This is a genomic window from Delftia sp. WY8, assembly GCF_018437695.1.
Lineage (GTDB): Bacteria > Pseudomonadota > Gammaproteobacteria > Burkholderiales > Burkholderiaceae_C > Comamonas > Comamonas tsuruhatensis.
Map to the genome: position 1 here is coordinate 4,490,704 of NZ_CP049795.1, position 22,754 is coordinate 4,513,457.

Sequence of the window (22,754 nt, forward strand, 5' to 3'; positions counted from 1 at the left end):
TGCCTTGTCGTGGGGCAGGATAGCGGCGGATGCTGCGGATTATTATCGTCGTTATCACCTATATTATTAATAATCTATCTGGCCAACCATGCAGCCGTGCCCGGCGTGCGTGCCGGGCATGTTTTTCCGACACAAGACAAAAGGAGGAGACACCCATGGTTGTTGCTGCATCCCGCATCCGTCGCATTCATGCGCCCAACCGGCGCGCCGCCCTGGCTGCGGCGCTGCTGGCCGCGCTGGCGCTGGGCCCAGGCTTGGCCACGCCCGCGCTGGCCGACGGCGCCTATCCGGCCCGGCCCATCAAGCTGGTCGTTCCGTACACGCCCGGGGGCGCCACCGACGTGATCGGCCGCGTGGTGGGGCAAAGGCTCTCGCTGGCGCTGGGCCAGCCCGTGGTGGTGGAGAACCGGGCCGGCGCGGCCGGCAACCTGGGCGCCGCAGCCGTGGCCAAGGAAAGGCCCGATGGCTATACGCTGCTGCTGGGCGCGCTGACCAGCCATTCCATCAACAGCGTGCTCATGCCTGCCACGGCGGGCTTCACCATGGACAAGAGCTTCGCGCCCATAGCCGTGGTGGGCCGCGTGCCGCTGGTGATCACCGTGGGGCCGTCGGTGACGTCGGCCAATCTGGCGGAGTTCATCGCGCTGGCCAAAGCGAAGCCGGGCGGGCTGAACTACGGCTCCTCGGGCAATGGCTCACCCCAGCACCTGGCGGCCGAGCTGTTCAAGCGGCAGGCCGGCGTGCCGCTGACGCACGTGCCCTACAAGGGCAGCACGCCCGCGCTCAACGACCTCATGGGCGGCCAGGTGGATGTGGTGTTCGACACCCTGCCCGCCACGCAGGGCTTCATCAAGGGCGGGCGGCTGCGCGGCCTGGCCGTGACCACGGCGCAGCGCGTGCCCTCCATTGCCGACATTCCCACCACGGCCGAGGCCGGGCTGTCGGGCTTCGAGGTGACGTCGATGTTCGGCCTGCTGGCGCCTGCGGGCACGCCCGCGCCCATCGTCGCCCGGCTCAGCGGCGCGCTCAAGGAAGTGATGGGGCAGCAGGAAGTGAAGGACGCCCTGGTCGCCCAGGGCGCCATGCCCACCTTCACCACGCCTGCCGAGGCGCGCATGCAGATCGCCAAGGAGGTGGGCCGCTGGTCGGCCGTGATCAAGGAGTCGGATATCAAGCCGGACTGAGGCCGGGTGCGGGGCGGGGCCGGGTGGGGCCGCGCTGATATCGGTAAGGGCACAAGCATATGCCCAAAGATTCGTTCCCCCGCGCCTGCATCGTGGCGATACTGGCCGGCCGCATTCCCTCCACTGCCTTGCCTGTACCACCGTGCTACCCGACCCAGTCCCCGACAGCGCGGCCGAAGCGCAGGTCGATCGCGTCATCGACGGCCTGCTCAACGGCCTGCAATGGCGCGCCAGCGTATTCCATGTGGGGCAGTACTGCGGGCGCTGGCGGGCCTCCACGGCGGGGCGCGCGCGGGCCAGCTTTCACCTGATCCTGGACGGGCGCTGCTGGCTGCACCTGCCGGGCCAGCCCTCGGTGGAGCTGCAGCCGCGCGACGGCGTGTTCCTCTCGCGCGATGTGCCGCATTTCATCTCGCCCTATGCCGACCCGGACATGGCCTGCGCCCCGCAGGCCATGCGCCCCGCCACGGGCGATGCCGGCATCGGAGAGACGGCGCTGGCCTGCGGCTTCTTCACCTTCGAGGGCCCCATGCGCGGCCTGCTGGTCGATGCCTTTCCCGACCACCTGGTGCTGCGTGGCGACGACCATGCGATGAGCGGCGCCTCCATGCTGTTCGACCTGATGCGCGCCGAGGCGCTGCGCACGGGCACCGAGCCCTCGGCCGTGATGGACCGGCTGGTGGGCCTGCTGTTCTTCTACGGCCTGCGCCAGCTCGCGCATGGCGATGCGCGGGCGCGCGGCATCTGGAGCCTGCTGCGCCGGCCGGGCTTTGCGCCGCTGGTGGCCGAGCTGCTGCGCGAGCCGGCCCGCAACTGGAGCGTGGCCGACATGGCCGCGCGCGTGTGCCTGTCGCGCGCCACGTTCTTTCGGCAGTTTGCCGAGGCCTGCGGCCAGCCGCCCCAGCAATTCCTGCTGCTGCTGCGCATGCAGCTGGCGGCGCGCCGGCTGGCCCAGGGCGAGGCGATAGGCCAGGTGGCCGAGGCCGTGGGCTACGAGTCCTATGCGGCTTTCTCGCGTGCCTTCAAGCGCGTGATGGGCGAGCAGCCCGGCGCCTGGCAGCGCGCGCAGGCACGCTGCTGCTGAGCCGCCATCCGAGCCCGCCGCATCTGCCTGCGGGTTGACACGTTCGGGCATAAATCCGCGACGCGGCGGCATTGATGGCAAGGGGGGCGCGGCCGATCATGAAGGCATTCCTTCATTCCTGCAAAGCACCATGGCACGCCTGACCCTGCACACCCCGCAAACCGCCCCTGAAGACAGCCGCCCCTTCGTGGAGCGCGCCCTGGCCGGCAACGGATTTCTGCCCAACCTGATCGCCATCCTGGCCAACTCGCCCCAGGCGCTGGAGACCTATGTGACCGTGGGCCAGATCAACGCGCGTGCCCAGCTCACGCTGGCCGAGCGCGAGGTGGTGCAGATCACGGCGGCGCGCATCCATGGCTGCGACTTCTGCGTGGCCGGCCACACCAAGCTGGCCTTCAAGCAGGCCGGCCTGACCCAGGCCGAGGTGGTGGCGCTGCAGGACGGCCGCGACACGGGCCAGCTGCGCCTGGACGCCGTGCGCCGCTTTGCCGAAGCCGTGATCGCCACGCGCGGCGCCGTCGCCGACGAGGCCCTGGCCGCCTTCCACGCGGCCGGCCTGAGCGAGCAGCAGGCGCTGGAGGTGGTGCTGGGCATCAGCCTGGCCACGCTGTGCAACTTTGCCAACAGCCTGGCGCAAAGCCCCGTCAACCCGCAGCTGCAGCCCTATCTGCCCGAACAGTTCCGACAACCGCAGGAGAACGCACATGCTGGCTGATTCGCTGCGGCAGTGGCTGGACGCCCATGCCGACTCCCTGGACGAAGGCCCCGCGCACGCGCACGAAGTGCTGCCCCGGCTGGCGCAGCACGGCCTGTTCGGCCTGGGCGTGCCCGTGGCCGAGGGCGGGCAGGGCGGCAGCCTGGGCGATGCGCTGGAGGCCATTGCCGGCGTGGCCGGGCATTCGCTGACGGCGGGCTTCGTGTTCTGGGCGCAGCGCGCCTTTGTCGAATACCTGCTGCAGTCGCCCAACGCGGCACTGCGCCAGCGCTGGCTGCCGGGCCTGCTGCAGGGCACGCAGGCGGGCGCCACGGGCCTGTCCAACGCCATGAAGTACCTGGGCGGCATCGAGGCCCTGCAGGTCGAGGCCACGCCCGTCGGCACTGTCGGCGCTGTCGGCGCCGACGGCCTTGCACTGCGCGGGCGCGTGCCCTGGGCCACCAACCTGGTGCCGCCGGGTCGCTTCGTGGTGGCCGTTGCCGTCTCGCGCAGCGACGGTGCAAGGCCCTTCGTGGCCGCGCTGCCCGGCGATGCGGCGGGCCTGCAGCGCAGCGCCGACCTGGACCTGATCGCGCTGCGCGGCAGCCATACGGCGGCGCTGTCCATCGAGGGGCTGCAGATCGGTCCGGCCGATGTGATCCATGCCGACGCCAACCATTTCCTGCCGCGCGTGCGGCCCGCCTTCATGGGCCTGCAGCTGGGGCTGTGCATCGGGCTGGCGCGCGCCTCGCTGGCGGCGGCCTCGGCCCGTGCCGGCGCCGGGCGCGATGTGCTGGGAGGCCCGCTGCAGCAGCAGCGCCACGCGCTGGAACTGGCCACGGCCACGCTGCATGCGGGCCTGTCCGACGGGCGTTTTCTTGACCGACCTCAAGCCCTGTTCCGCCTGCGCCTGGAATTGAACGACATCGTGCAGCAGTCCCTGCAGCTGGAGCTGCACGCCAGCGGCGGGCGCGCTTATCATCGCGACCAGCCGCTGGGATTTGCGCGCCGTTGGCGCGAGGCGGCCTTCATCCCCATCGTGACGCCCAGCGTCACGCAGCTACAGGGCGCGCTGGCTGGCGCGGCCCTGGCAACCACCAGTTCATGACCCAGACGGAAGCTTTCTCCCCTGACGCTCCCGCGCCCGTGCTGCAGGCACGCGGCGCGGGCTTTGGCTATGCGCCCGGCAAGGCCGTGTTCGAGGACATCTCCCTGAGCATTGCCCCGCGCGAAATCGTCTGCCTGCTCGGCGGCAGCGGCTGCGGCAAGTCCTCGCTGCTGCGCGTGCTCGGTGGCCTGGAGTCGCCGGACGGCGGCGCCTGGAGCCGGGGCGAGCTCCAGTTCCTCGGCCAGCCGCTGACCGCGCCGCACCCGCGCGCGGGCTTCGTGTTCCAGCAGCCCAGCCTGCTGCCCTGGCTGGACGCGCGGCGCAACGTGGGCTTCGGCCTGGACTTCGAGCGCCAGCCGAAGCTGGAGGCCGATGCCCGCCGCCAGCGCGTGGAGCAGGCGCTGCAGGCCGTGGGCCTGGGCGGCAGCGGCGCGCTCTATCCCTCGCAGCTGTCGGGCGGCATGGCCCAGCGCGTGGCCCTGGCGCGCGCCCTGGCGCGCGAGCCGCAGCTGCTGCTGGCCGACGAGCCGTTCTCGGCCCTGGACGCCATCACGCGCGCCGAGATGCAGGAGCTGATGGTGGACGTGGTCCACCGCTGGCACACGGCGGCGCTGCTGGTCACGCATGACATCGACGAGGCCATCCTCGTGGGCGACCGCATCCTGCTGATGGGCGGGCGGCCCGGCCACATCGTGCGCGAATGGCGCGTGGACATTGCGCGCCCGCGCGAGGACCAGGCCGCCGCCGTGACCGCGCTGCGGCTGGACATCCTCTCGGCCCTGCACGGCGTGCGCCATGCGGCCCAGGCCTGATCCGGCTCGCCTGCCTGCCCGCCTGCCGATCCGCCTGCAGATCCGCCATTTCTTCGACTTCAACCATGCTCTTCTGAAAGGTCTTTCGCATGAGCTTCCAGGACCACCCTTCCTACACCCACATCTGCGCTTCGTCGGACTGCGGCTGCGGCCTCACGCGGCGCGACATGCTGCGCCTGGGCGCGCTGGCCACGGCCTCGGTGGCCGCGCCGCTGCTGGCCGCAGGCGATGCGCGCGCCCAGGCCTTCAAGGGCGATGACCAGCCCGTGAAGATCGGCTACCTGCCCATCACCGACGCCACGCCGCTGCTGGTGGCCCACGGCAACGGCCTGTTCGAGGCCGAAGGCCTCAAGGCCGAGGCGCCGCGCCTGTTCCGCTCCTGGGCCCAGATCGTCGAGGCCTTCGTCTCGGGCCAGGTCAACGTCATCCACCTGCTCACGCCCTCCACGCTGTGGGTGCGCTACGGCGCCAAGTTCCCCGCCAAGATCGTGGCCTGGAACCACGTCAACGGCTCGGGCCTGACCGTGCTGCCCGAGATCCAGAAGGTGCAGGACCTGGGCGGCAAGACCGTGGCGATCCCGTTCTGGTACTCCATCCACAACATCCTGCTGCAGGACGTGCTGCGCAAGGCCGGCCTCACGGCCGTGACCCGCGCGCGCGGCGGCGCCATTGCGGCCAACGAGGTCAACCTCGTCGTGCTGGCACCGGCCGAAATGGTCTCGGCCCTGGCCGGCAAGTCGATTGCGGGGTTCATCGTGGCCGAACCCTTCAACGCCGCCGCCGAGATCGCGGGCGTGGGCAAGATGCTGCGCTTCTCGGGCGATGTCTGGAAGGACCACGCCTGCTGCGTCACCTTCCTGGCCGAGCGCGATATCGCCGACAAGCCCGAATGGGCCCAGCGCGTGACCAATGCCGTGGTCAAGGCCCAGCTGTGGACGCGCGACAACCGCCTGGCCGCCGCGCGCCTGCTGTCGAGCACCGGCGAGCGCCGCTACACGCCCCATCCGCAGCAGACGCTGTCCAAGGTGCTGGCCGCCACCGACTACGCCAGCTACGAGGCCAGCGGCGTGGTCGTCAACAAGGGCTGGCACCAGCGGCGCATCGACTTCCAGCCCTATCCCTATCCCTCGTACACCGAGCAGCTGGTGCGCGCCATCAAGGCCACCAAGGTCGAGGGCGACACGCGCTTCCTCGACAAGCTGGAGCCCAGGTTTGCGGCCACCGACCTGGTGGACGACCGCTTCGTGCGCAAGGCCATCCAGGCCGTGGGCGGCCCGCAGGTCTTCGGCATTCCGGCCGATTTCTCGCGCCGCGAAACCATCGTGGTGTGATCCAGGTGTTGCGACGTATTGGATTGCCGCTGCTGGGCGCGGCCCTGGTCCTGGCCCTGTGGTGGGTGGGCGGCGCGCTGCTGGCGCGCAGCACGCCCGTGGCTGCGGCCTTCGCGCCCTGGCCTTCGCTGCAGGCGCTGGGCCAGCTGCTGACGGGCGCCGACATCTGGATGCACACCCTGCTGAGCCTGCAGCGCGTGGCCGTGGGCCTGCTGCTGGCCTTCGTGGTCGGCGTGCCGCTGGGCGTGCTGGTGGGCCTGTCGCGCGGGTTCTCGCAGGCGTTTTCGCCCGTGTTCCAGTTCCTGCGCATGATCTCGCCGCTGTCGTGGATGCCCATTGCCGTGATGGTGCTGGGCGTGGGCGACGCGCCCGTGTACTTCCTGCTGGCCTTCGCCGCCGTCTGGCCCATCCTGCTGAGCACGGCGGCCGGCGTGGCCCAGCTGGACCGCAACTGGCTGCTGCTGGCGCGCAGCCTGTCGGCCACGCGCACCGAGACCGTGCTGCGCGTGGTGCTGCCCGGCATCACGGCCCAGATCCTCACCGGCGTGCGTCTGGCCATCGGCATCATCTGGATCGTGCTGGTGCCCGCGGAAATGCTGGGCGTATCGGCCGGCCTGGGCTACTTCATCCTCGACACGCGCGACCGCCTGGCGTATTCGGAGCTGATGGCTGCCGTGGTGCTGATCGGCGCCCTGGGCTATGCGCTGGACCATGCGGCTCGGTGGCTGCACCAGCGCTGGATGCATTCGGCCTGAGGCCTGCGGGCAGGCAGTGGCATCAGGTGCTGCATCAGGTGCCGCATCAGGTGCCGCATCAGGTGCCGTGCACGCGGCGCAGCCGCAGTCCTGCCCATCCCGTCAGCACGGCGCACAGCAGCACTCCCCAGGGGCCCAGCGCGGGCACGGGGGTGGCTGTGGCCGGGGCCGGGGCTGCGGGCTCCACGGTCTGGGCCCATGCGCCGCTGTCCGCGGCGAGATAGTTCGCATCGCCGCCGTACCGGGCCACGATGGCATGCGGGCCGGCCGCCGTCAGTTGGGTGGTGGCGATGATGGCCCTGGCATTGGACAAACCCGCCGTGCCCAGCGACAGGCCGCCAGCCAGGATTTCGACCGTTCCCGTGGGGACGGCGGCGGTGCCCAGGGAGACATCGGGTGCGACCACCACGGAGAAGGACAGCGACTGCCCGGAGCGCGAGGGATTGGCGCTGGAGGTCAGCGTGACACGGGAGGGGCCCTGTCCCACCGCCGCCATCTGCACCGCCTGCGGAGCCGCGTCATGGTCCGCATCGCCGAGCTGGCTGGCGTTGATCGTGCATGTCCCTGCGGCCTGGAAGCGGATGGTGCTGCCGGAGGCGCTGCAGATCGCCGCGGTCAATGCATCCACGGCGAACATGACGGGGTTTCCCGAGGCGCCTCCGACGGCGGCCACGTCATAGGTATCCCCCACCCGTGCGCCGGCCGGTGGTGCCGTGGTGAAGGTGATGGCCTGCGGCGCTTTGGCGATGGCACCTGCCGCCGCCGGGCAACTGGTATCGCTGGCCGGCCAGTAGCGGTTGCCCGTCCCCGTGAACGTTTCGCCGCCACAGTTGTTGCCGGGCGCGTTGTTCGTGATCTGGTTGCCGTGGAGTGTGCGGGGGCGGGTGAGCGTGAACGAGACGCCGGCACCCGAGCCCGGAGACACCAGCACGTTGCCGGTGACGGTGCTGTCGGTCATGGTGGTCGGCACCCCGCTGCGCAGGCCCCCGCCCAGCGTGCGGGCCGTGTTGCCGGACAGGCGGCTGCGCTCCACCGTCAGCGAGCCGCTGCCCGTGCTGTAGATGGCACCGCCCTGTCCCCCTGCCTGGTTGCCGCTGAACACACTGTCCACGATGGTCACCGTGCTGTCGCGGCTGTACAGTCCCCCGCCGTTGATGCCGGCCGTGCTGTCCTGCACCACGCTGCGCTCCAGGCGCAGGGTGACGCCGTTGTCCAGGTAGATGGCGCCGCCGTCTTCACCGGCGGCGGTCAGCCCGCCGCGCAGTGTCAGGCCGCGCAGCGTGAGCTGGACACCGCTGCCCTGGGCCGACACCAGGCGGGAGGCATTGCCCCCATCGAGCGCCACCCGCTGGTCCCCGTCGATCGTGATGTCCGAGGTGGTGAAGTTGAGGTCGATGGAATGGCCTGCCAATGCAATGGCGGTGAGGCTGCCTGCCGGAAAGACGGCCGGGTCGAACACGATGGTGTCCGCGCCATTGCCCGATATGCATGCGCCGTTGCCCCAACTGCCGTCATCCATCTGGGCACTGGTCAATGCCTCATTCAGGCTGCAGTCCGCTGCACCGGGCGTGTTGTCCGTGGTATTGACCACGATGGTCGCGGCCTGGCCATTGAGTGCCAGCAGGCTGCACAGCGCGCCAGGCACTGCCAGAAGCCGGAGGCGTCGAAAGGGTCTGTGAAGAAAAGCGTGCACGGTTCCTCCCGTTGCGCTGCGTGTCCCAGGCAGACCCGCGCGCTGTTGTTGCGGACCGCGTGACCTTAGCTTTCTGCGAAGATCGTGAAAATGTGCCGACGGCACATCGCAGGCCTGAAAATGCGGCCTCAGCCGGCCCACCTATCGCCAGCACCTCGAGCACGCCATTGGATTTCGCGACATGACCCTGTCAACGCAGCAACTGGGGCAACTCAATCAGGCCATCCTCGCGGTGCACGGCGCGCCCGATCTGCACGCGCTGGCCACGCATTTGCTGCACGCGCTGCGCCTGGTGGTGCCGGGTGACATTCGGGTGGTGGATTTCTCCGGCATTGCGGAAGTCCGTGGCTACACGGCCTACGATCCGGTGCGGGCCATTTCCTCCGAAGTCAACGCTGCGGTGCACCGGCATCTGGCCGACAACCCCTTGTATCGGCAGCGCCAGACGCAGGCCGCCAGCATTTCCGACCTGCTGACTCGCGGGCAATGGCAGAGGACGGCGCTCTATGCCCAGGCCTACTCCCAGGTGGGCCAGCAGGACGGACTCGCGCTGGACGTGGAACTGGGCCACGGAGCGATGCTGACCCTCAATGTCACACGCGCCTCGCGCGGCTACACCGCGGCGGAGCGCATGGCGCTGACCTTGCTGGGGCCGCATGCGCAGGCGCAGTGGCGGCGCCTGAGCCAGCAGCAGCGAATCAGCCAGGCGGCATGGCAGGCGCTCTCACCGGGCTCGCCGGCTGCCGACGTGCTGAGCCCGCGCGAACGTGAAGTGCTGCAATGGGTCGCCAACGGCAACACCAACGCAGAAATCGCCACCATGCTGGAGTTGCGTGCAGGCACGGTGAAGCGGCACCTGGAAAACATCTACCGCAAGCTGGGAGCCGCCAATCGGCAGGACGCCTTGTCGAGGATGCGCAGGCCGGATTTGTAGCGCGTGTCGCGCGCTTGTGCGAACCCGCGCGGGCGCCGTGCGCGGGGCCAGCTCTTCGAGAAGCAGGGAAACCGGCCCTACGGCAGGACGCTCCGGCAGGCACTGCCAAACCGCTGGGCCAGCGCGTGCAGGCGCCTGTCTCGCGACCACAGGCTTGCTCGACGTAAGCGGTGCAGCCACGTCCGGCACAGTTTTACCTACAGGTTTCGCGCCAGCACAATAAAAGTCCGCCCAAGCCATACGGCGGACTTCCTGAAATCCACTGTGTCGAGGCCTCATGTTTTGTTTTGCCAGTTGCTCTCCTGTCGGCTTCAACGCCGTCCTTCTCAGCGGCGGTACGTTGCCATTTCTGGTGTCCGACGGCATGTTGTTTCAACCATTGCAGTGAGGCAGCGCATGGAGCAGGAAGTGAGATGCGCGAACTGCAATCGAAAGCTCGCCATGGGCGTCTTTCAGCTACTGAACATCAAGTGCCCGCGTTGCGGCACGTTGAATTCCCTGAGGGTCCAAGCGAACCCCCCACCCGAGTGCCGCCGAGCGCCTTCGACTCCATCCATTGAATAGGAGGCCTCCATGGCTCAAGTTTCCAAGGTTCTCGTCTCGGATCAGTACATGCCGCCGGACAACATCCAGCAGTACAAAAGCACGACGGGTTTCCCTCTTGTTTACGATTCGCGGCATATCAATCCGCATGCGCTCGTGTTCGACAACACGGGGCGTCCTGCCAACTACAACCCTGCCAACAACCGCCACACCATCGTGATGGATGTGCGCTTCAGCGATGGCTATCTGGCCGCTTGCCACATGGGCATCATTGCCAGGCACAAAGGCTCATACAGTGTGGCGGGTGACAACCGTGGCGGTGCTGTCATTGCGGGCAATTGGGGCTATTCGCCAGGCAGCGTGGCGCTTGAGGAAATTGAGATCACCAACACCAAGGACAACGGTGACTCGCACCATCGTCCGTCCGCTCAATATCCGCGTGGTGCCATCGGCGAGGCCAAGCTCGAGGAACTGCGCTGGTATCGACTGGTGATCGAAAGCATTTCCAAGAACGGCAGCATCGGCCACGCAGTCCGGGCAACGGACAAGAGTACGGGCCAGACCGTATTCAGCCTGCCAACCTTCTGGTCGGATTACTCGGCCAACTATGACTCCCGTGACGCAGGCAAGGTGGTGTTGTTCAGCATCAGTGATCCCAACAAGCCTGCCGCCGGCTTTGTCTATACACGCCTGATCAGCTATTGGTCGGATGCTGACGAGGTGATAGCCAATCCGTAAGTGATCTGAGAGCGGGTCCCAGGGCAGCGTGTAGCCGTATCGCCGCCATGCCCTGGTCCTCCTGGCAGGGGGTGGTCAATACGCATGCTGCCATGCGTTGCGCATCGTGCTGCCTTTGGTGGAAAGCCAGTCTGTAGGCGAGGGCCAGCGATACGCAATCTCCTGGGAATCCGGCATATCGGTTGCCCTGCCGCCAAGTGCTGCGAGGCGTTTGACTGCCTGCACCCTCACGAAAGTTCTGAGGACCTGTTGGAACAGAGCTGCCTCGTCCATGCCTGGCTCCAGCATCTTCAGGGCTTATTCGTACAAGGCATCGTCGATCGTCACGGTGATCCGCATGGCGGGCCCTCTGTCATCAAAACAGATGCAATTCTGGGCTTGCGCCAGCCTGCAGACAAGCGCGCTTCCCTCCGAAGTGGTCACTCCTGTTTTGCTATGATGACTGTATAAATATACAGTTTTCGAGCGGCCTGGCTGCCCGATCTGCCAGGCCCATGCTCCCTCCCCACCGCTTCTACTACCTGCACAACTTCCAGCGCGCGCTGGACTGGATTGGCCAGCGTTACGGCGATCTGCTGGACGCGCCCGAGCAGGCATTCCTCACCCGTTTCACGCAGCTGCCCCAGCCCTCGCAGGCGCTGATGGTGCGTTTGCTGATGCGGCGCGGGCCCTGGTTTCGGGCCGGCAAGCTGGTGTACGAAGAGATTCCCGGCATTGCCGACGCGGCCGCGCCCCTGCTGGAGATGGGCTGGCTGGACGCGGACCACCCCATGGCGCTGGAGGAGCTGTTTGCGCTGCACACCAAGCCCGAGCTGCTGCAGCTGTTCGCAGGCGCACCCGTTCACTCAGGCCTGCGCAAGGCCGAGCTTTTGCAGGCCCTGCAGCCCCTGCACGAGGCGCCCAGGCCCTATGCGCAGTGGCAGCCCCAGGGCGTCGCAGCCGGCGAAGCCGCCTGGCGCGTGATGGTGGGTGCGCTGTGCGAGCGCTTTCGGCTGATGTTCTTCGGCAATCTCTACCAGGACTGGTCGGAATTCGTGCTGGCCGACCTGGGCGTGTTCCGCTACGAGGCCGTGGCCTTCGATGCGGCGTCGCGGGCCTTCCAGTCGCGTGACGATGTCGATGGCTACCTGGCCCTGCAGGCCTGCCGCGCGGCGCTGGATGAGGGCGTGGAGATCGATGCGCTGCTGCAGCAGGTGGCCGGCTGCGCCAGCGGCAATGCCTGGCTGGAGCAGCGCCGCGCCAAGGTGCTGCTGCGCATAGGCCAGGCCTGCGAGCGCATGCAGGACTGGGAGCGTGCCGAGCAGGCCTATGCGCAAAGCCGCTACCCCGGCGCCCGCCACCGGCGCATGCGTGTGTACGAGCGCATGGAGCGCTTTGCCGATGCCATGGCGCTGGCCCAGGCCGCCCAGGCCCAGCCCGAGAGCGACGAGGAACTGCAGCGCGTGGCGCGCATGCTGCCGCGCCTGCGCCGCAGCCTGGGGCAGGGCGCGCGCGGGCGTGCGGCGGCGCTGGCGCCCGTGGTGGCGCAGATGCGCATGGACGTGGAGCTGGAGCTGCCGGCCCGGCCCGCATCGGTCGAATACGTGCTGCGCGACCACTGGCACAGCGACGCCGCGCCCGTGTTCTACGTGGAGAACGCGCTCATCAACTCGCTGTTCGGCCTGCTGTGCTGGCCGGCCATCTTCGCGCCGCTGCCGGGCGCTTTCTTCCACCCGTTCCAGAGCGGCCCGGCCGACCTGTCCGCGCCTGACTTCGTGCAGCGGCGCGCAGCCTTGTTCGAGGAATGTCTGGCGCATCTGGACGATGGCAGCTGGCGCGAGGTCATCGTGCAGCGCCATGCCGACAAGCAGGGCCTGCAGTCGCCCTTCGTGTTCTGGGGCACGCTGAGCGCGCCCCTGCTGGCGCTGGCGCTGGACTGCATTCCGGCCGCCCACCTCAAGCTGTTCTTTGCGCGGCTGCTGCGCGACGTGCAGGCCAACCGCACGGGCTTTCCCGATCTGGTGCGTTTCTGGCCGGCCGAGCGCCGCTACGAACTGGTCGAGGCCAAGGCCCCCGGCGACAAGCTGCAGGACAACCAGATCCGCTGGCTGCAGTACTGTGCCGAGCACGGCATTCCCGTGCGCGTGTGCCATGTCCAGTGGCGCGGCCAGCCGCTGGGAGAGGCCGCGTGAGCTACACCGTGGCCGTGCGCGCGCTGTGCGAGTTCACGGCGCGCGCGGGCGACCTGGACCTTCGCTTCACGCCCGCGCCCAGCGCGCTGGAGGGCATGGCCGGCCACAGCCTGGTGCAGTCGCGCAGGGGCAAGGACTACGAGACCGAGATCAGCCTGGCCGGTGAGTACGGCGACCTGCGCGTGCGCGGCCGCGCCGACGGCTTCGACGCCCAGGCCGGCCAGCTGGAGGAAATCAAGACCTACCGCGGCCAGATTGAGGGCGTGCGCGCCCACCACCGCGCCCTGCACTGGGCCCAGGCGCGCATCTATGCCCATCTGCTGTGCCAGGCGCGCGGCCTGCAGCGGCTGCGCGTGGCCCTGGTGTATTTCAACGTGGGCAACTCGGAGGAAACCGTGCTGGTGCAGGAGGAAGACGCGGCCACGCTGCGCGCCTTCTTCGAGCAGCAATGCGCGCTGTTCCTGGACTGGGCGCGCAGCGAGGCCGCCCACCGCGCGGCGCGCGAGGCGGCGCTGGCCGCGCTGCGCTTTCCCATGCAGGGCTTTCGCGCGGGCCAGCGCGAGCTGGCCGTGGCCGTCTACCGCGTGGCGCGCGCGCAGCAGGGCGGCCAATGCCTGATGGCGCAGGCGCCCACGGGCATCGGCAAGACGCTGGGCACCATCTTCCCCATGCTCAAGGCCATGCCGGACCAGGGCCTGGACAGGCTGTTCTTCCTCACGGCCAAGGGCACGGGCCATGGCCTGGCGCTGCAGGCGCTGGCCAGCGTGAACCGGCAGATTGCCGAGCAGCACCAGCCACCGCCGCAGGAACCGGCTGCGCCACAACCTCCGCCCTCGCCACCCTCGCCACCCGCAAGGCTGCGCGTGCTCGCCATCCTGGCGCGCGACAAGGCCTGCGAGCATCCCGACAAGGCCTGCCACGGCGACTCCTGCCCGCTGGCGCGCGGCTTCTTCGACCGGCTGCCCGCCGCGCGCGCCGCCGCGCTGCAGCAGGTGCCCTGGGACCCGCCCGCCGTGCGTGCCGTCGCTCTGGCGCACGACATCTGCCCCTACTACCTGTCCCAGGAACTGGTGCGCTGGAGCGACGTGGTCGTGGCCGACTACCACTACTTCTACGACAGCGCCGCCATGCTGTACGCGCTCACCCAGGCCCAGCAATGGAAGGTGGGTGTGCTGGTGGACGAGGCCCACAACCTGCTCGAGCGCGCGCGCCGCATGTACACGGCCGAGCTGTCGCAGTTCGCCCTGGCTGCCGCCCGCAAGTCGGCCACCGGTGCCGTGCGCAAGGCGCTGGACCGGCTCAGCCGCAGCTGGAGCGCGCTGAACAGGGAGCAGACCGCCAGCTACCAGGCCCATGAGGAAGTGCCCGCAGGCCTGCTGGGCGCCGTGCAGCGCGCCGTGGCCGCCATCGCCGACGCCAATGCCGACAGCCCCATGTTGCCCGGCGACCCGGTGCTGGACTTCTACTGGGAGGCGCTGCAGTTCATGGCGCTGGCCGAACAGTTCGGCGGCCATGCGCTGTTCGATGTCCACCTGCTGCCCGGGCGCTCCGGCCCCCGTCGCACGCCGGCCTCCACGCTGTGCATACGCTGCGTGGTGCCCGCGCCCCACCTGGCGGCACGCCATGCGGCGGCCCATGCCTCGGTGCTGTTCTCGGGCACGCTGAGCCCGCCGCACTTCTACCGCGACATCCTGGGCCTGCCCGAAGGCACGCACTGGCTGGAGGCCGACTCGCCTTTCCAGGCCGACCAGCTCGATGTGCAGGTGGCCGGCCACATCTCCACGCGCTACCGCGACCGCGACCGTTCGCTGCGGCCCATCGCCGACCTCGTGGCCGCGCAGTACGCGCGCCGGCCCGGCAACTACCTGTGCTTTTTCAGCAGCTTCGACTACCTGCAGCGCGTGGCCGAATGCCTGCAGCGTGCCCATCCCGATCTGCCGGTCTGGCTGCAGACCCCGTCCATGGACGAGGAGGGTCGCGCGGCCTTCCTGGCCCGCTTCACCGAAGCCGGGCAGGGCGTGGGCTTCGCCGTGCTGGGCGGGGCGTTCTCCGAGGGCGTGGACCTGCCCGGCGAGCGCCTCATCGGCGCCTTCGTGGCCACGCTGGGCCTGCCCCAGGTCAATCCCGTGAACGAAGAGATGAAGCGCGCCATGGACCGCCAGTTCGGCGCGGACAAGGGCTATGACTACAGCTACCTCTACCCAGGCCTGCGCAAGGTGGTCCAGGCCGCAGGCCGCGTCATCCGCAGCGAGCGCGACCGCGGCGTGGTCTTTCTCATCGACGACCGCTATCGGCGCGGCGAGGTGCAGGCGCTGCTGCCGCGCTGGTGGCGGGTGGAGGGCATGCGATGATCCGGGGCCGCACCAGTCCGCGACTGCCATCCCATCCCCATCCAGTCTCCATCCAGGAGCCTTCCGAATGCCCCGCATGCGCTGCGCCATCCTTGCATTGACCCTGGGCCTGCTGGCCGGTGGCCCGGCTGCGGCAGGCGTGGTGCAGCCTGTGCCCGACAGGCAGGCCAGCGAGAACAAGATGCCGGCCTATCCCAAGGAAGCCAGGCGGCTGGAGCAGGAAGGCCAGGTGGTGCTGCGGGTTCTGGTGGGCGCCAGCGGAAAGGCACTGGCCGTGGATGTGGCAGACAGCAGCGGCTATCCTCTGCTCGACCAGGAGGCGCTGGACGCCGTGCGGACGTGGCGCTTTGTCCCCGGCACGCGCGACGGCGTGCCGGACAGCATGTGGACGCGCGTGCCCGTCACCTTCCTGCTGAAATAGCGGCATGCCGGTGGTGGCAGGTGTGTACCCGGTGCGTGCCCTGCGCAGCGACACAAGGAGCATTCCATGAAGATCGTCATCACCAGCGTGCTCGTCGATGACCAGGACAGGGCCCTGGCCTTCTACCGCGACGTGCTCGGCTTCGTTCTCAAGCACGACATTCCCATGGGCGGCGACGCGCGCTGGCTCACCCTGACATCACCCGGCGATGCCGATGGCGTGGAGCTGCTGCTCGAACCCGACATGCACCCGGCCGCCAGGCCGTTCAAGACCGCCCTGCATGCCGACGGCGTGCCGGCCACCTTCTTCGGCGTGGACGACGTGCAGGCCGAGTACGAGCGCCTGAGCGCGGCCGGCGTGCGCTTCACCAGGCCGCCGACGCATCTGGGGCCGGTCACGATCGCCGTGTTCGACGACACCTGCGGCAATCTCATACAGATCAACCAGCGGCATTGAGCGGGGCCTGCGGCCCCTGCGGCCCTTTCGCGCTCAGTCCCTGGCGGTGGGCTTGTCGTGCCGGGGCGGATCGATGCGCTCGATGTTGCCCAGCAGCAGCGCGCGGCCCGCAAAGGTGCCGCCGGCGGTCTCCAGCGCAAAGCGCTCGGTGTCGCGGCCGCGCACTTCGGACTCCAGCGTCCGGGCCTCGTCCTCGGTGGCGCCCAGGGCCAGCACGGCGTGGCGGCCCATGAGCAGGGCGGACTCGAAGCTCTCGCGCACGACATGGTCGGCGTCCTTCTGGATGAGCTCCAGCGCGTGCTCGCGGTCATAGGCGCGCACGATGAGGCGGGCGTGCGGGCATTCGTGGCGCACGTTCTCCACGATGCGCGTGGCGGCGGCCTTGCTGTCCACGCAGACCAGGATGGCGCTGGCATGGCTGGCGCCGGCCGCATGCAGGATGTCGGCGCGCGCGCCGTCGCCGAAGTAGACCTTGAAGCCGTAGGGCTCGGCGTTGCGGATCACGTCGGGGTCGTTGTCGATGATGGACAGTCTGGCCCCATGCGCCAGCGGCCCCTGGCTGGCGATCTGGCCCACGCGGCCGAAGCCGATGACCAGCACGTTGCCGCGCAGGTCCTGCGGCGCCTCCACGCCGTCCAGCGACACGGCCTGGGCGCCGGCCAGGCGCTTGTGCAGCAGCACCACCAGCGGCGTGATGGCCATGGACAGCACGACGATGGCCGTCATGTTGGCATGCACCTCGGGGCTGAGCACCTTGAGCTTGAGCGCCTCGGCAAACAGCACGAAGGCGAACTCCCCGCCCTGGGCCATGAGGATGGCGCGGTCCAGCGCATCGGCATGGCTGCTGCGTGCCACGCGGGCCACGGCGTAGATGCACAGCGCCTTGCCCAGCATCAGCGCCACCACGCCCATGCCCACGATGCGCCAGTTCAGCGCCACCACCTCCAGGTTCAGCGCCATGCCCACGCCCAGGAAGAACAGGCCCAGCAGCAGGCCGCGGAAGGGCTCCACATCGGCCTCCAGCTGGTGGCGGAACGAGGATTCGGACAGCAGCACGCCCGCCACGAAGGCGCCCATGGCCATGGACAGGCCGCCCATCTCCATCAGCAGGGCGGCGCCCAGCACCACCAGCAGCGCGGCGGCCGTCATCACCTCGCGCGCCTTGGCCTTGGCCAGGATGCGGAACAGCGGGTTCAGCAGCCACAGGCCCGCGCCCACCAGCGCGCCTAGCGACAGCAGGGCCACGCCCGCGCGTTGCCACAGGGGCGAGGTGGCCACGGGCGCCGCATCGGCCGGCGCCAGAAAGGCCACGGCGGCCAGCAGCGGCACGATGAGCAGGTCCTCGAACAGCAGGATGGAGACGATGCGCTGGCCGCGCGGCGCCAGGATGTCGCCACGCTCGGCCAGCACCTGCATGACGATGGCCGTGGAGGTCAGCACAAAGCCCGCGCCGCTGACGAAGGCCACCTGCCACGGAAAGCCGAAGGCCATGCCCACGCCCGTGAGCAGCAGCGCGCACACCACCACCTGCAGGCTGCCCAGCCCGAAGATCTGGCCGCGCAGATCCCACAGGTGCGAAGGCTTCATCTCCAGCCCGATGACGAAGAGAAACATCACCACGCCCAGCTCGGCCACGTGCAGGATGGTCTGCGCGTCCGTCACCAGGCCCAGCCCGTAGGGGCCTATGGCCAGGCCAGCGGCCAGGTAGCCGAGCACGGCGCCCAGGCCCAGCCGCTTGAACAGCGGCACGGCCACCACGGCGGCCCCCAGCAGCGTGACGATTCCTACGAGCTGGCTTGCATTGCCTTCAGCGGCCATGTTGTGTTTCCTTTGTGCGTGCGGCAAGGCGGATTTCCATCCGCGAATTTGCGCGCAGGATAGCAAAGCCCGGTCCTGTGTAGAATCGCGCCCCCTCTGTGCCCCCCCTCTGCGCTTACCTCACCGCCCAGCGCCATGCCCCAGATCCTCGTCCACGACCTCCGCAAGACCTACCGCATCCATGAACGCGACCCCGGCGTGATGGGCGCGCTGCGCGCGCTGGTGCGTCCGCGCCACCGCACGGTGCAGGCGCTGCAGGGTGTGTCGTTCGCGCTGGAGCCTGGCGAGCTGCTGGGTTTCATCGGCCCCAACGGGGCGGGCAAGTCCACCACCATCAAGATCCTGTCGGGCATCCTGCGGCCCGATGGCGGGCGCGTGGAGGTGGACGGGCGCGACCCCTTCGCCGACCGCCAGCGCCATGTGGGCCGGATCGGCGTGGTCTTCGGGCAGCGCTCGCAGCTGTGGTGGGACCTGCCCGTGGGCGACGGCTTCAACCTGCTGCGCGACCTGTACCGCGTCGATCCGCTGCGCTTTGCGCGCACCCGCGACGAGCTGGTGGCCATGCTGAACCTGGAGCGGCTGCTGGACCAGCCCGTGCGCCAGCTGTCCCTGGGCCAGCGCATGCGCGCCGAGATCGCCGCGGCCCTGCTGCACGAGCCCGAGATCCTGTTCCTGGACGAGCCCACCATCGGCCTGGACGCACCCTCCAAGCTGGCCGTGCGCGACTTCGTGCTGCGCGCCAACCGCGAACGCGGCACCACGGTGCTGCTGACCACGCATGACATGCACGACATCGAGGCGCTGGCCCGGCGCGTCATCGTCATCGGCCATGGCCGCGTGCTGGCCGACTGCGCGGTCGATGCGCTGCGCGCCCAGGTGGCGGCAGCGCAGGGCGAGGATCGTGGAGGTGGTGATGGCGAAGGCAATGGAGAAGACATGGCCATCGAGGCCGTGATCGCCCGCTTCTACGCCATGCACGGAGCGGCCGAAGGCTGAGCCGGCATGACGCTGCGTGAACTCCTGCGGCCCTATGTGGCGGCCTTTGCATCGCGGTTCCTGGTGATGCTGCAGTACCGCACGGCCGCCTACGCGGGCTTTGCCACGCAGTGCTGGTGGGGCGCCATCAAGACCATGGTGCTGGCGGCGTTCTACGGCAGCGCCTCGGCATCGGCCGGCGCGCCCATCTCGCTGGAGCACGCCATCACCTACACCTGGCTGGCGCAGGGCCTGTTCGCGCTGCTGCCCTGGAGCGGCGACCCCGACGTGGCCCTGGCCGTGCGCACGGGTGCCGTTGCCTATGACCGGCTGCGGCCCGTGGATGCCTATGCGCTGTGGTTCGTGCGCTCGGCTGGCTGGATCGCCGCGCGCGTGCTGCCGCGCGTGGCGCTGATGGTGGCGTTTGCAGGGCTGGCCTTGCCGCTGATGGGGCTGGGCGCCTGGGGCTGGCAGCCGCCGGCCGGCTGGGCCGCAGGCCTGGGCTTTGCCGCCTCCATGCTGCTGGCGCTGCTGCTGTCCACGGCACTGGTCATGCTGCTGAACGTTGCCGCTGCCGCCGCGCTCAATGAAAAAGGCATCAACACGCTGGCCGCGCCCGTGGTCATCGTGCTGTCGGGCAACCTGCTGCCGCTGGCGCTGATGACCGACGCCTGGCAGACCGCGCTGCTGCTGCAGCCGCTGGCCGGCGTGATGGACATTCCTGCGCGCATCTATTTCGGCCAGATGGCCGGTGCGCAGATGCTGGCCTGCCTGGCGCTGCAAGCCCTGTGGATTGCCGCGATCGTGGCCCTGGGCCGCGTGGCCATGGCGCGCACCATGCGCGGCCTCGAAGTGCAGGGCGGGTGAGCGCCATGGCCAAGCAAAAAGGATCGCTGTCCATGTTCCTGCGCCTGGCGCTGGCCTCGCTGGGCGGGCAGGCGCGCTACCCGGCCTCGGCGCTGATGCTGACCCTGGGCCAGTTCCTGGTCACGGGCATCGAGGTCATCGCCGTCTGGGCGCTGTTCCACCGGTTTGGCGAGGTGCAGGGCTGGCGCATCGGCGAAGTGGCCGTGTTCTATGGCCTGGTGAACTGCATGTTCGCCCTGGCCGATGCGCTGGGCCGGGGCTTCGACGTGCTGGGCACGCAGTTCCTGCGCACGGGCGCCTTCGACCGCATGCTGCTGCGTCCGCGCCCCGTGTGGCTGCAGCTCATGGGCCATGACGTGCGCATCAGCCGCCTGGGCCGCCTGCTGCAGGGCCTGATGGTGCTGGGCTTTGCCACGGCCCAGGGCGCCGTGGCGTGGACGCCCCAGGCCGTCGCCGTGGCGCTGTTCGCCGTGGCGGGTGGCGTGGCGCTGTTCCTGGGCATCCTGGTGCTGCAGGGTGCGCTCTCGTTCTGGACCGTGGAAAGCCTGGAAGCCGCCAATGTGCTGAGCTACGGCAGCGTCGAGGCCGCCCAGTACCCCCTGGCCCTGTACGCGCAGTGGTTCCGCCGCCTGCTGACCTTCGCCGTGCCGCTGGCCTGCGTGGCCTACTACCCGGCGCTGGCCGTGCTGGGCAAGCCCGACCCGCTGGGCGCGCCGGCCTGGCTGGGCTGGGTCTCGCCGCTGGCCGGCTTTGCCTTCCTATGGCTGGCCTCGGGCGCCTGGCGCTTGGGGGTGAGGCATTACGCGTCCACGGGCAGTTGAAGCCGCCGCAGGCGCCGGTGCATAACACGCTCTAGACTGCGCGCTTGCCTTACTCCGGACACCAGACCATGACAGCAGATGAACGCTTCGCCCAGGCCGCCCTTGAGCTCGGCCACCGCTTCGATGGCGAGATCAAGATAGGCGGCAACTACAGCCCCGTCGTGCGCGACGGCCAGCAGCTGTTCGTCAGCGGGCAGATTCCCCGCGTGGGCGATGAAGTGCTCTACGTGGGGACGGTCGGCGCCGGGATCGACCTGGCATCGGCCAGAACGGCCGCCGCCATCTGCGCCATGCGGGCCCTGGCCTTCGTGCAGCGCGCGGCCGGCTCGCTCGATGCCGTGCGCGCCGTTGCACGCATCACCGTCTATGTGCGCTCGGCGCCCGATTTCACCCAGCAAAGCGAGGTGGCCGATGGCGCCTCCGACCTCATCGCCCGGGTGCTGGGCCCCGTGGGTGCCCACACGCGCACTTCGGTGGGCGTGCTGCAGCTGCCCAAGGGCGCGGCCGTGGAGCTGGACCTGATAGCCCGCGTGGACTGATCGCGCTACCCCTATCCCTATTCCTATCCCTGGCCCGCTGGCGTTTCGTTGCGCGCCTTCCAGGCCCGCAGCGCCTGGCGGTACTCGTCCATGGCCAGGTCATAGCTGTCGAAGATGCAGGGGTCGCAGCCATTGCCGCAGCAGGCGTCCAGGTCGGGCTGCTCGGGCGGCTGGGGCATGGGGTCGGCGGAATCTGGAATCGGCGCGGTGGTCATGGGCTCGATTGTCTCGCGCTGCTTGTGGCGTTGTTTTGTACGGTTTTTGAGGAGGCAGGCCATGCAGGCTGGCGATAAGAGCAAACAGGATGAGATTTCGCAATTTCTCGCTGAGGAGGACGCCGCCGAACGCAGAAAGGCCGAGCCGCCGCCCGAGGAAGCCGTGCGGGATCTTGCCCTCTGGCGCTCGCCCCGGGCCGGAGCGCTGAACCCGACGCGGCAGGACAATCCGCTGTGGCACTGGATGGTGCGCACGCGCTGGAGCGCCTATGGCGCGAACGAACTTCTGCGTGGACCGTCGCCCTTTGCGCAAGGGCCCATGTGGTGCTTTGCCCGGTATGGCAAGAGCGAGACGGTGCTGGCCGATGGCCGGGTCGTGCACATCGGCGGCGAGCACGAAGACAGCTGCGATCCCGACTTCTTCATCTACAACGATGTCATCGTCATCGACGCGAATGGCGGCATCGCCATCCACGGCTACCCGGACGATGCCTTCCCTCCCACCGATTTCCACAGCGCCACGCTGGTGGGTGACGCCATCTTCATCATTGGCGGCCTGGGCTACCGGCACCAGCGCATGCCGGGGATGACGCGGGTGTACAAGTTGCTGCTGGACAGCATGCGCATTGAGGCGGTTCCCACGCATGGCGAGGCGCCCGGCTGGATCTATCAGCATGAGGCCTGTCTGGCAGGCGATGGGAGAACCATCGTGGTGAGCCGCGGCGAGCGCTGGTTTGGCGAGCAATGCCTGACGCCCGAGAACATCGACGACTGGTCGCTGGACACAGTGACCGGCGAGTGGCGGCGATTGACCCGCAGGCCCTGGCAGCGTTGGGCCATGCGGCGTGCCGATGGCAAAGGCAACCGGCTCATGAGCATGCGGCTTGCGCATTCACTGCGCAAATACAAACACCTGAATCTGCCAACGATCGAGGGCCTGGGTGACGCGCCTGACTTCGAGGCGCTGGACCTGCTCTACCGGATCGATGAGACAGTTGCCCCGCCGGTCCAGGAAGCGGTCGGGGAAATGTACGCCGTGGTGATGGACGGAGTGACGCTGCGCTTCAAGGAAGGCAACCTCCATGTGGAGGCCATCGTCGAGGGGGCGCTGGAGCCGCACAGGCTGCATGCGCTGCAGCAGGCCACGCTGGCACTGCTGGCGCGCATTGAAGAGGCTCCGTGGGTGATGGAGGATCTGCCGCGGGAGCCGGATACCGTGGGCTGACGGCACGCTTTCCGTCTAT

General features: G+C 69.1%; 23 protein-coding genes. 19 read left to right on the top strand and 4 right to left on the bottom strand.

What is annotated here, in order from left to right:
• Positions 1 to 155 precede the first annotated feature (155 nt).
• The 7 genes from G4D77_RS20680 to G4D77_RS20710 all read left to right on the top strand — a co-directional run bounded on the left by G4D77_RS20680 (position 156) and on the right by G4D77_RS20710 (position 6,968).
• Positions 156 to 1,184: a Bug family tripartite tricarboxylate transporter substrate binding protein gene (locus tag G4D77_RS20680; RefSeq protein WP_126311031.1), complete on the top strand. Its 1,029-nt coding sequence runs from the start codon at positions 156 to 158 to the stop codon at positions 1,182 to 1,184.
• 142 nt (positions 1,185 to 1,326) lie between these two features.
• Positions 1,327 to 2,268 carry an AraC family transcriptional regulator gene (locus tag G4D77_RS20685; RefSeq protein ID WP_016448374.1) on the top strand — a complete coding sequence of 314 codons (942 nt, stop codon included), beginning with the start codon at positions 1,327 to 1,329 and terminating at the stop codon, positions 2,266 to 2,268.
• 130 nt (positions 2,269 to 2,398) lie between these two features.
• Positions 2,399 to 2,983 (top strand): carboxymuconolactone decarboxylase family protein, encoded by a 585-nt coding sequence (locus G4D77_RS20690; protein WP_154833472.1) that lies wholly within the window; start codon positions 2,399 to 2,401, stop codon positions 2,981 to 2,983.
• Positions 2,973 to 4,070, top strand: coding sequence for an acyl-CoA dehydrogenase family protein (locus G4D77_RS20695; RefSeq protein ID WP_154833473.1), 1,098 nt, complete (start codon positions 2,973 to 2,975; stop codon positions 4,068 to 4,070). The genes G4D77_RS20690 and G4D77_RS20695 overlap by 11 nt, the downstream gene beginning before the upstream one ends.
• Complete coding sequence (locus tag G4D77_RS20700; protein WP_016452685.1) at positions 4,067 to 4,882, top strand: ABC transporter ATP-binding protein; 816 nt, start codon at positions 4,067 to 4,069, stop codon at positions 4,880 to 4,882. Before G4D77_RS20695 ends, G4D77_RS20700 begins: the two co-directional genes overlap by 4 nt.
• Positions 4,883 to 4,971: 89 nt before the next feature.
• Positions 4,972 to 6,213: an ABC transporter substrate-binding protein gene (locus G4D77_RS20705; protein WP_016448371.1), complete on the top strand. Its 1,242-nt coding sequence runs from the start codon at positions 4,972 to 4,974 to the stop codon at positions 6,211 to 6,213.
• Positions 6,210 to 6,968, top strand: coding sequence for an ABC transporter permease (locus G4D77_RS20710; RefSeq protein WP_016452684.1), 759 nt, complete (start codon positions 6,210 to 6,212; stop codon positions 6,966 to 6,968). The genes G4D77_RS20705 and G4D77_RS20710 overlap by 4 nt, the downstream gene beginning before the upstream one ends.
• 58 nt (positions 6,969 to 7,026) lie before the next feature.
• On the opposite strand, the gene G4D77_RS20715 is transcribed toward G4D77_RS20710, so the two are convergent.
• Positions 7,027 to 8,613, bottom strand: a complete 1,587-nt coding sequence (locus G4D77_RS20715; RefSeq protein WP_154833474.1) for an Ig-like domain repeat protein — start codon at positions 8,611 to 8,613, stop codon at positions 7,027 to 7,029.
• 229 nt (positions 8,614 to 8,842) lie between these two features.
• On the opposite strand from G4D77_RS20715, the gene G4D77_RS20720 reads away from it, so the two are divergent.
• The 3 genes from G4D77_RS20720 (at position 8,843) to G4D77_RS20730 (ending at position 10,876) form a co-directional block, all read left to right on the top strand.
• Complete coding sequence (locus tag G4D77_RS20720) at positions 8,843 to 9,595, top strand: helix-turn-helix transcriptional regulator (RefSeq protein WP_154833475.1); 753 nt, start codon at positions 8,843 to 8,845, stop codon at positions 9,593 to 9,595.
• Between the two features lie 441 nt (positions 9,596 to 10,036).
• Complete coding sequence (locus tag G4D77_RS20725; protein WP_231574389.1) at positions 10,037 to 10,159, top strand: Com family DNA-binding transcriptional regulator; 123 nt, start codon at positions 10,037 to 10,039, stop codon at positions 10,157 to 10,159.
• A gap of 9 nt (positions 10,160 to 10,168) precedes the next feature.
• Positions 10,169 to 10,876 (top strand): hypothetical protein, encoded by a 708-nt coding sequence (locus tag G4D77_RS20730; protein WP_016452681.1) that lies wholly within the window; start codon positions 10,169 to 10,171, stop codon positions 10,874 to 10,876.
• 75 nt (positions 10,877 to 10,951) lie between these two features.
• Here the strand turns inward: G4D77_RS20730 and G4D77_RS20735 are convergent, their stop codons facing one another.
• Complete coding sequence (locus G4D77_RS20735) at positions 10,952 to 11,149, bottom strand: DUF2191 domain-containing protein (protein WP_410172264.1); 198 nt, start codon at positions 11,147 to 11,149, stop codon at positions 10,952 to 10,954.
• A gap of 221 nt (positions 11,150 to 11,370) precedes the next feature.
• Between G4D77_RS20735 and G4D77_RS20740 the strand changes: the two genes are divergently transcribed.
• From G4D77_RS20740 to G4D77_RS20755, 4 genes are all read left to right on the top strand, one after another.
• Entirely contained in the window at positions 11,371 to 13,047 is a 1,677-nt protein-coding gene (locus G4D77_RS20740) for a VRR-NUC domain-containing protein (protein WP_154833476.1), read from the top strand.
• Positions 13,044 to 15,398 (top strand): helicase C-terminal domain-containing protein, encoded by a 2,355-nt coding sequence (locus G4D77_RS20745; protein ID WP_154833477.1) that lies wholly within the window; start codon positions 13,044 to 13,046, stop codon positions 15,396 to 15,398. Before G4D77_RS20740 ends, G4D77_RS20745 begins: the two co-directional genes overlap by 4 nt.
• A 67-nt stretch (positions 15,399 to 15,465) precedes the next feature.
• Positions 15,466 to 15,819, top strand: a complete 354-nt coding sequence (locus G4D77_RS20750) for an energy transducer TonB (RefSeq protein WP_016452677.1) — start codon at positions 15,466 to 15,468, stop codon at positions 15,817 to 15,819.
• 66 nt (positions 15,820 to 15,885) lie between these two features.
• Entirely contained in the window at positions 15,886 to 16,275 is a 390-nt protein-coding gene (locus tag G4D77_RS20755) for a VOC family protein (RefSeq protein WP_154833478.1), read from the top strand.
• Between the two features lie 33 nt (positions 16,276 to 16,308).
• Here G4D77_RS20755 and G4D77_RS20760 read toward each other — a convergent pair whose 3' ends face one another.
• Complete coding sequence (locus G4D77_RS20760; protein ID WP_046239598.1) at positions 16,309 to 18,093, bottom strand: monovalent cation:proton antiporter-2 (CPA2) family protein; 1,785 nt, start codon at positions 18,091 to 18,093, stop codon at positions 16,309 to 16,311.
• 135 nt (positions 18,094 to 18,228) lie between these two features.
• Here G4D77_RS20760 and G4D77_RS20765 point away from each other — a divergent pair, with 135 nt between their 5' ends.
• The 4 genes from G4D77_RS20765 (at position 18,229) to G4D77_RS20780 (ending at position 21,295) form a co-directional block, all read left to right on the top strand.
• Positions 18,229 to 19,089 carry an ABC transporter ATP-binding protein gene (locus G4D77_RS20765; protein WP_154833479.1) on the top strand — a complete coding sequence of 287 codons (861 nt, stop codon included), beginning with the start codon at positions 18,229 to 18,231 and terminating at the stop codon, positions 19,087 to 19,089.
• 6 nt (positions 19,090 to 19,095) lie between these two features.
• The gene (locus G4D77_RS20770) at positions 19,096 to 19,935 is read left to right on the top strand and encodes an ABC transporter permease (RefSeq protein WP_154833480.1); all 840 of its coding nucleotides are present in this window, start codon (positions 19,096 to 19,098) and stop codon (positions 19,933 to 19,935) included.
• Between the two features lie 5 nt (positions 19,936 to 19,940).
• Positions 19,941 to 20,756 carry an ABC transporter permease gene (locus G4D77_RS20775; protein WP_154833481.1) on the top strand — a complete coding sequence of 272 codons (816 nt, stop codon included), beginning with the start codon at positions 19,941 to 19,943 and terminating at the stop codon, positions 20,754 to 20,756.
• Between the two features lie 68 nt (positions 20,757 to 20,824).
• The gene (locus G4D77_RS20780) at positions 20,825 to 21,295 is read left to right on the top strand and encodes a RidA family protein (RefSeq protein WP_012207603.1); all 471 of its coding nucleotides are present in this window, start codon (positions 20,825 to 20,827) and stop codon (positions 21,293 to 21,295) included.
• A 23-nt stretch (positions 21,296 to 21,318) separates the two neighbouring features.
• Here the strand turns inward: G4D77_RS20780 and G4D77_RS20785 are convergent, their stop codons facing one another.
• On the bottom strand, positions 21,319 to 21,510 hold the full coding sequence (locus G4D77_RS20785) for an oxidoreductase-like domain-containing protein (RefSeq protein ID WP_016452671.1): 192 nt from the start codon (positions 21,508 to 21,510) through the stop codon (positions 21,319 to 21,321).
• Here G4D77_RS20785 and G4D77_RS20790 point away from each other — a divergent pair.
• Entirely contained in the window at positions 21,509 to 22,735 is a 1,227-nt protein-coding gene (locus G4D77_RS20790) for a hypothetical protein (protein WP_227740899.1), read from the top strand. The two genes, G4D77_RS20785 and G4D77_RS20790, sit on opposite strands and share 2 nt — an antisense overlap.
• Positions 22,736 to 22,754: the final 19 nt, after the last annotated feature.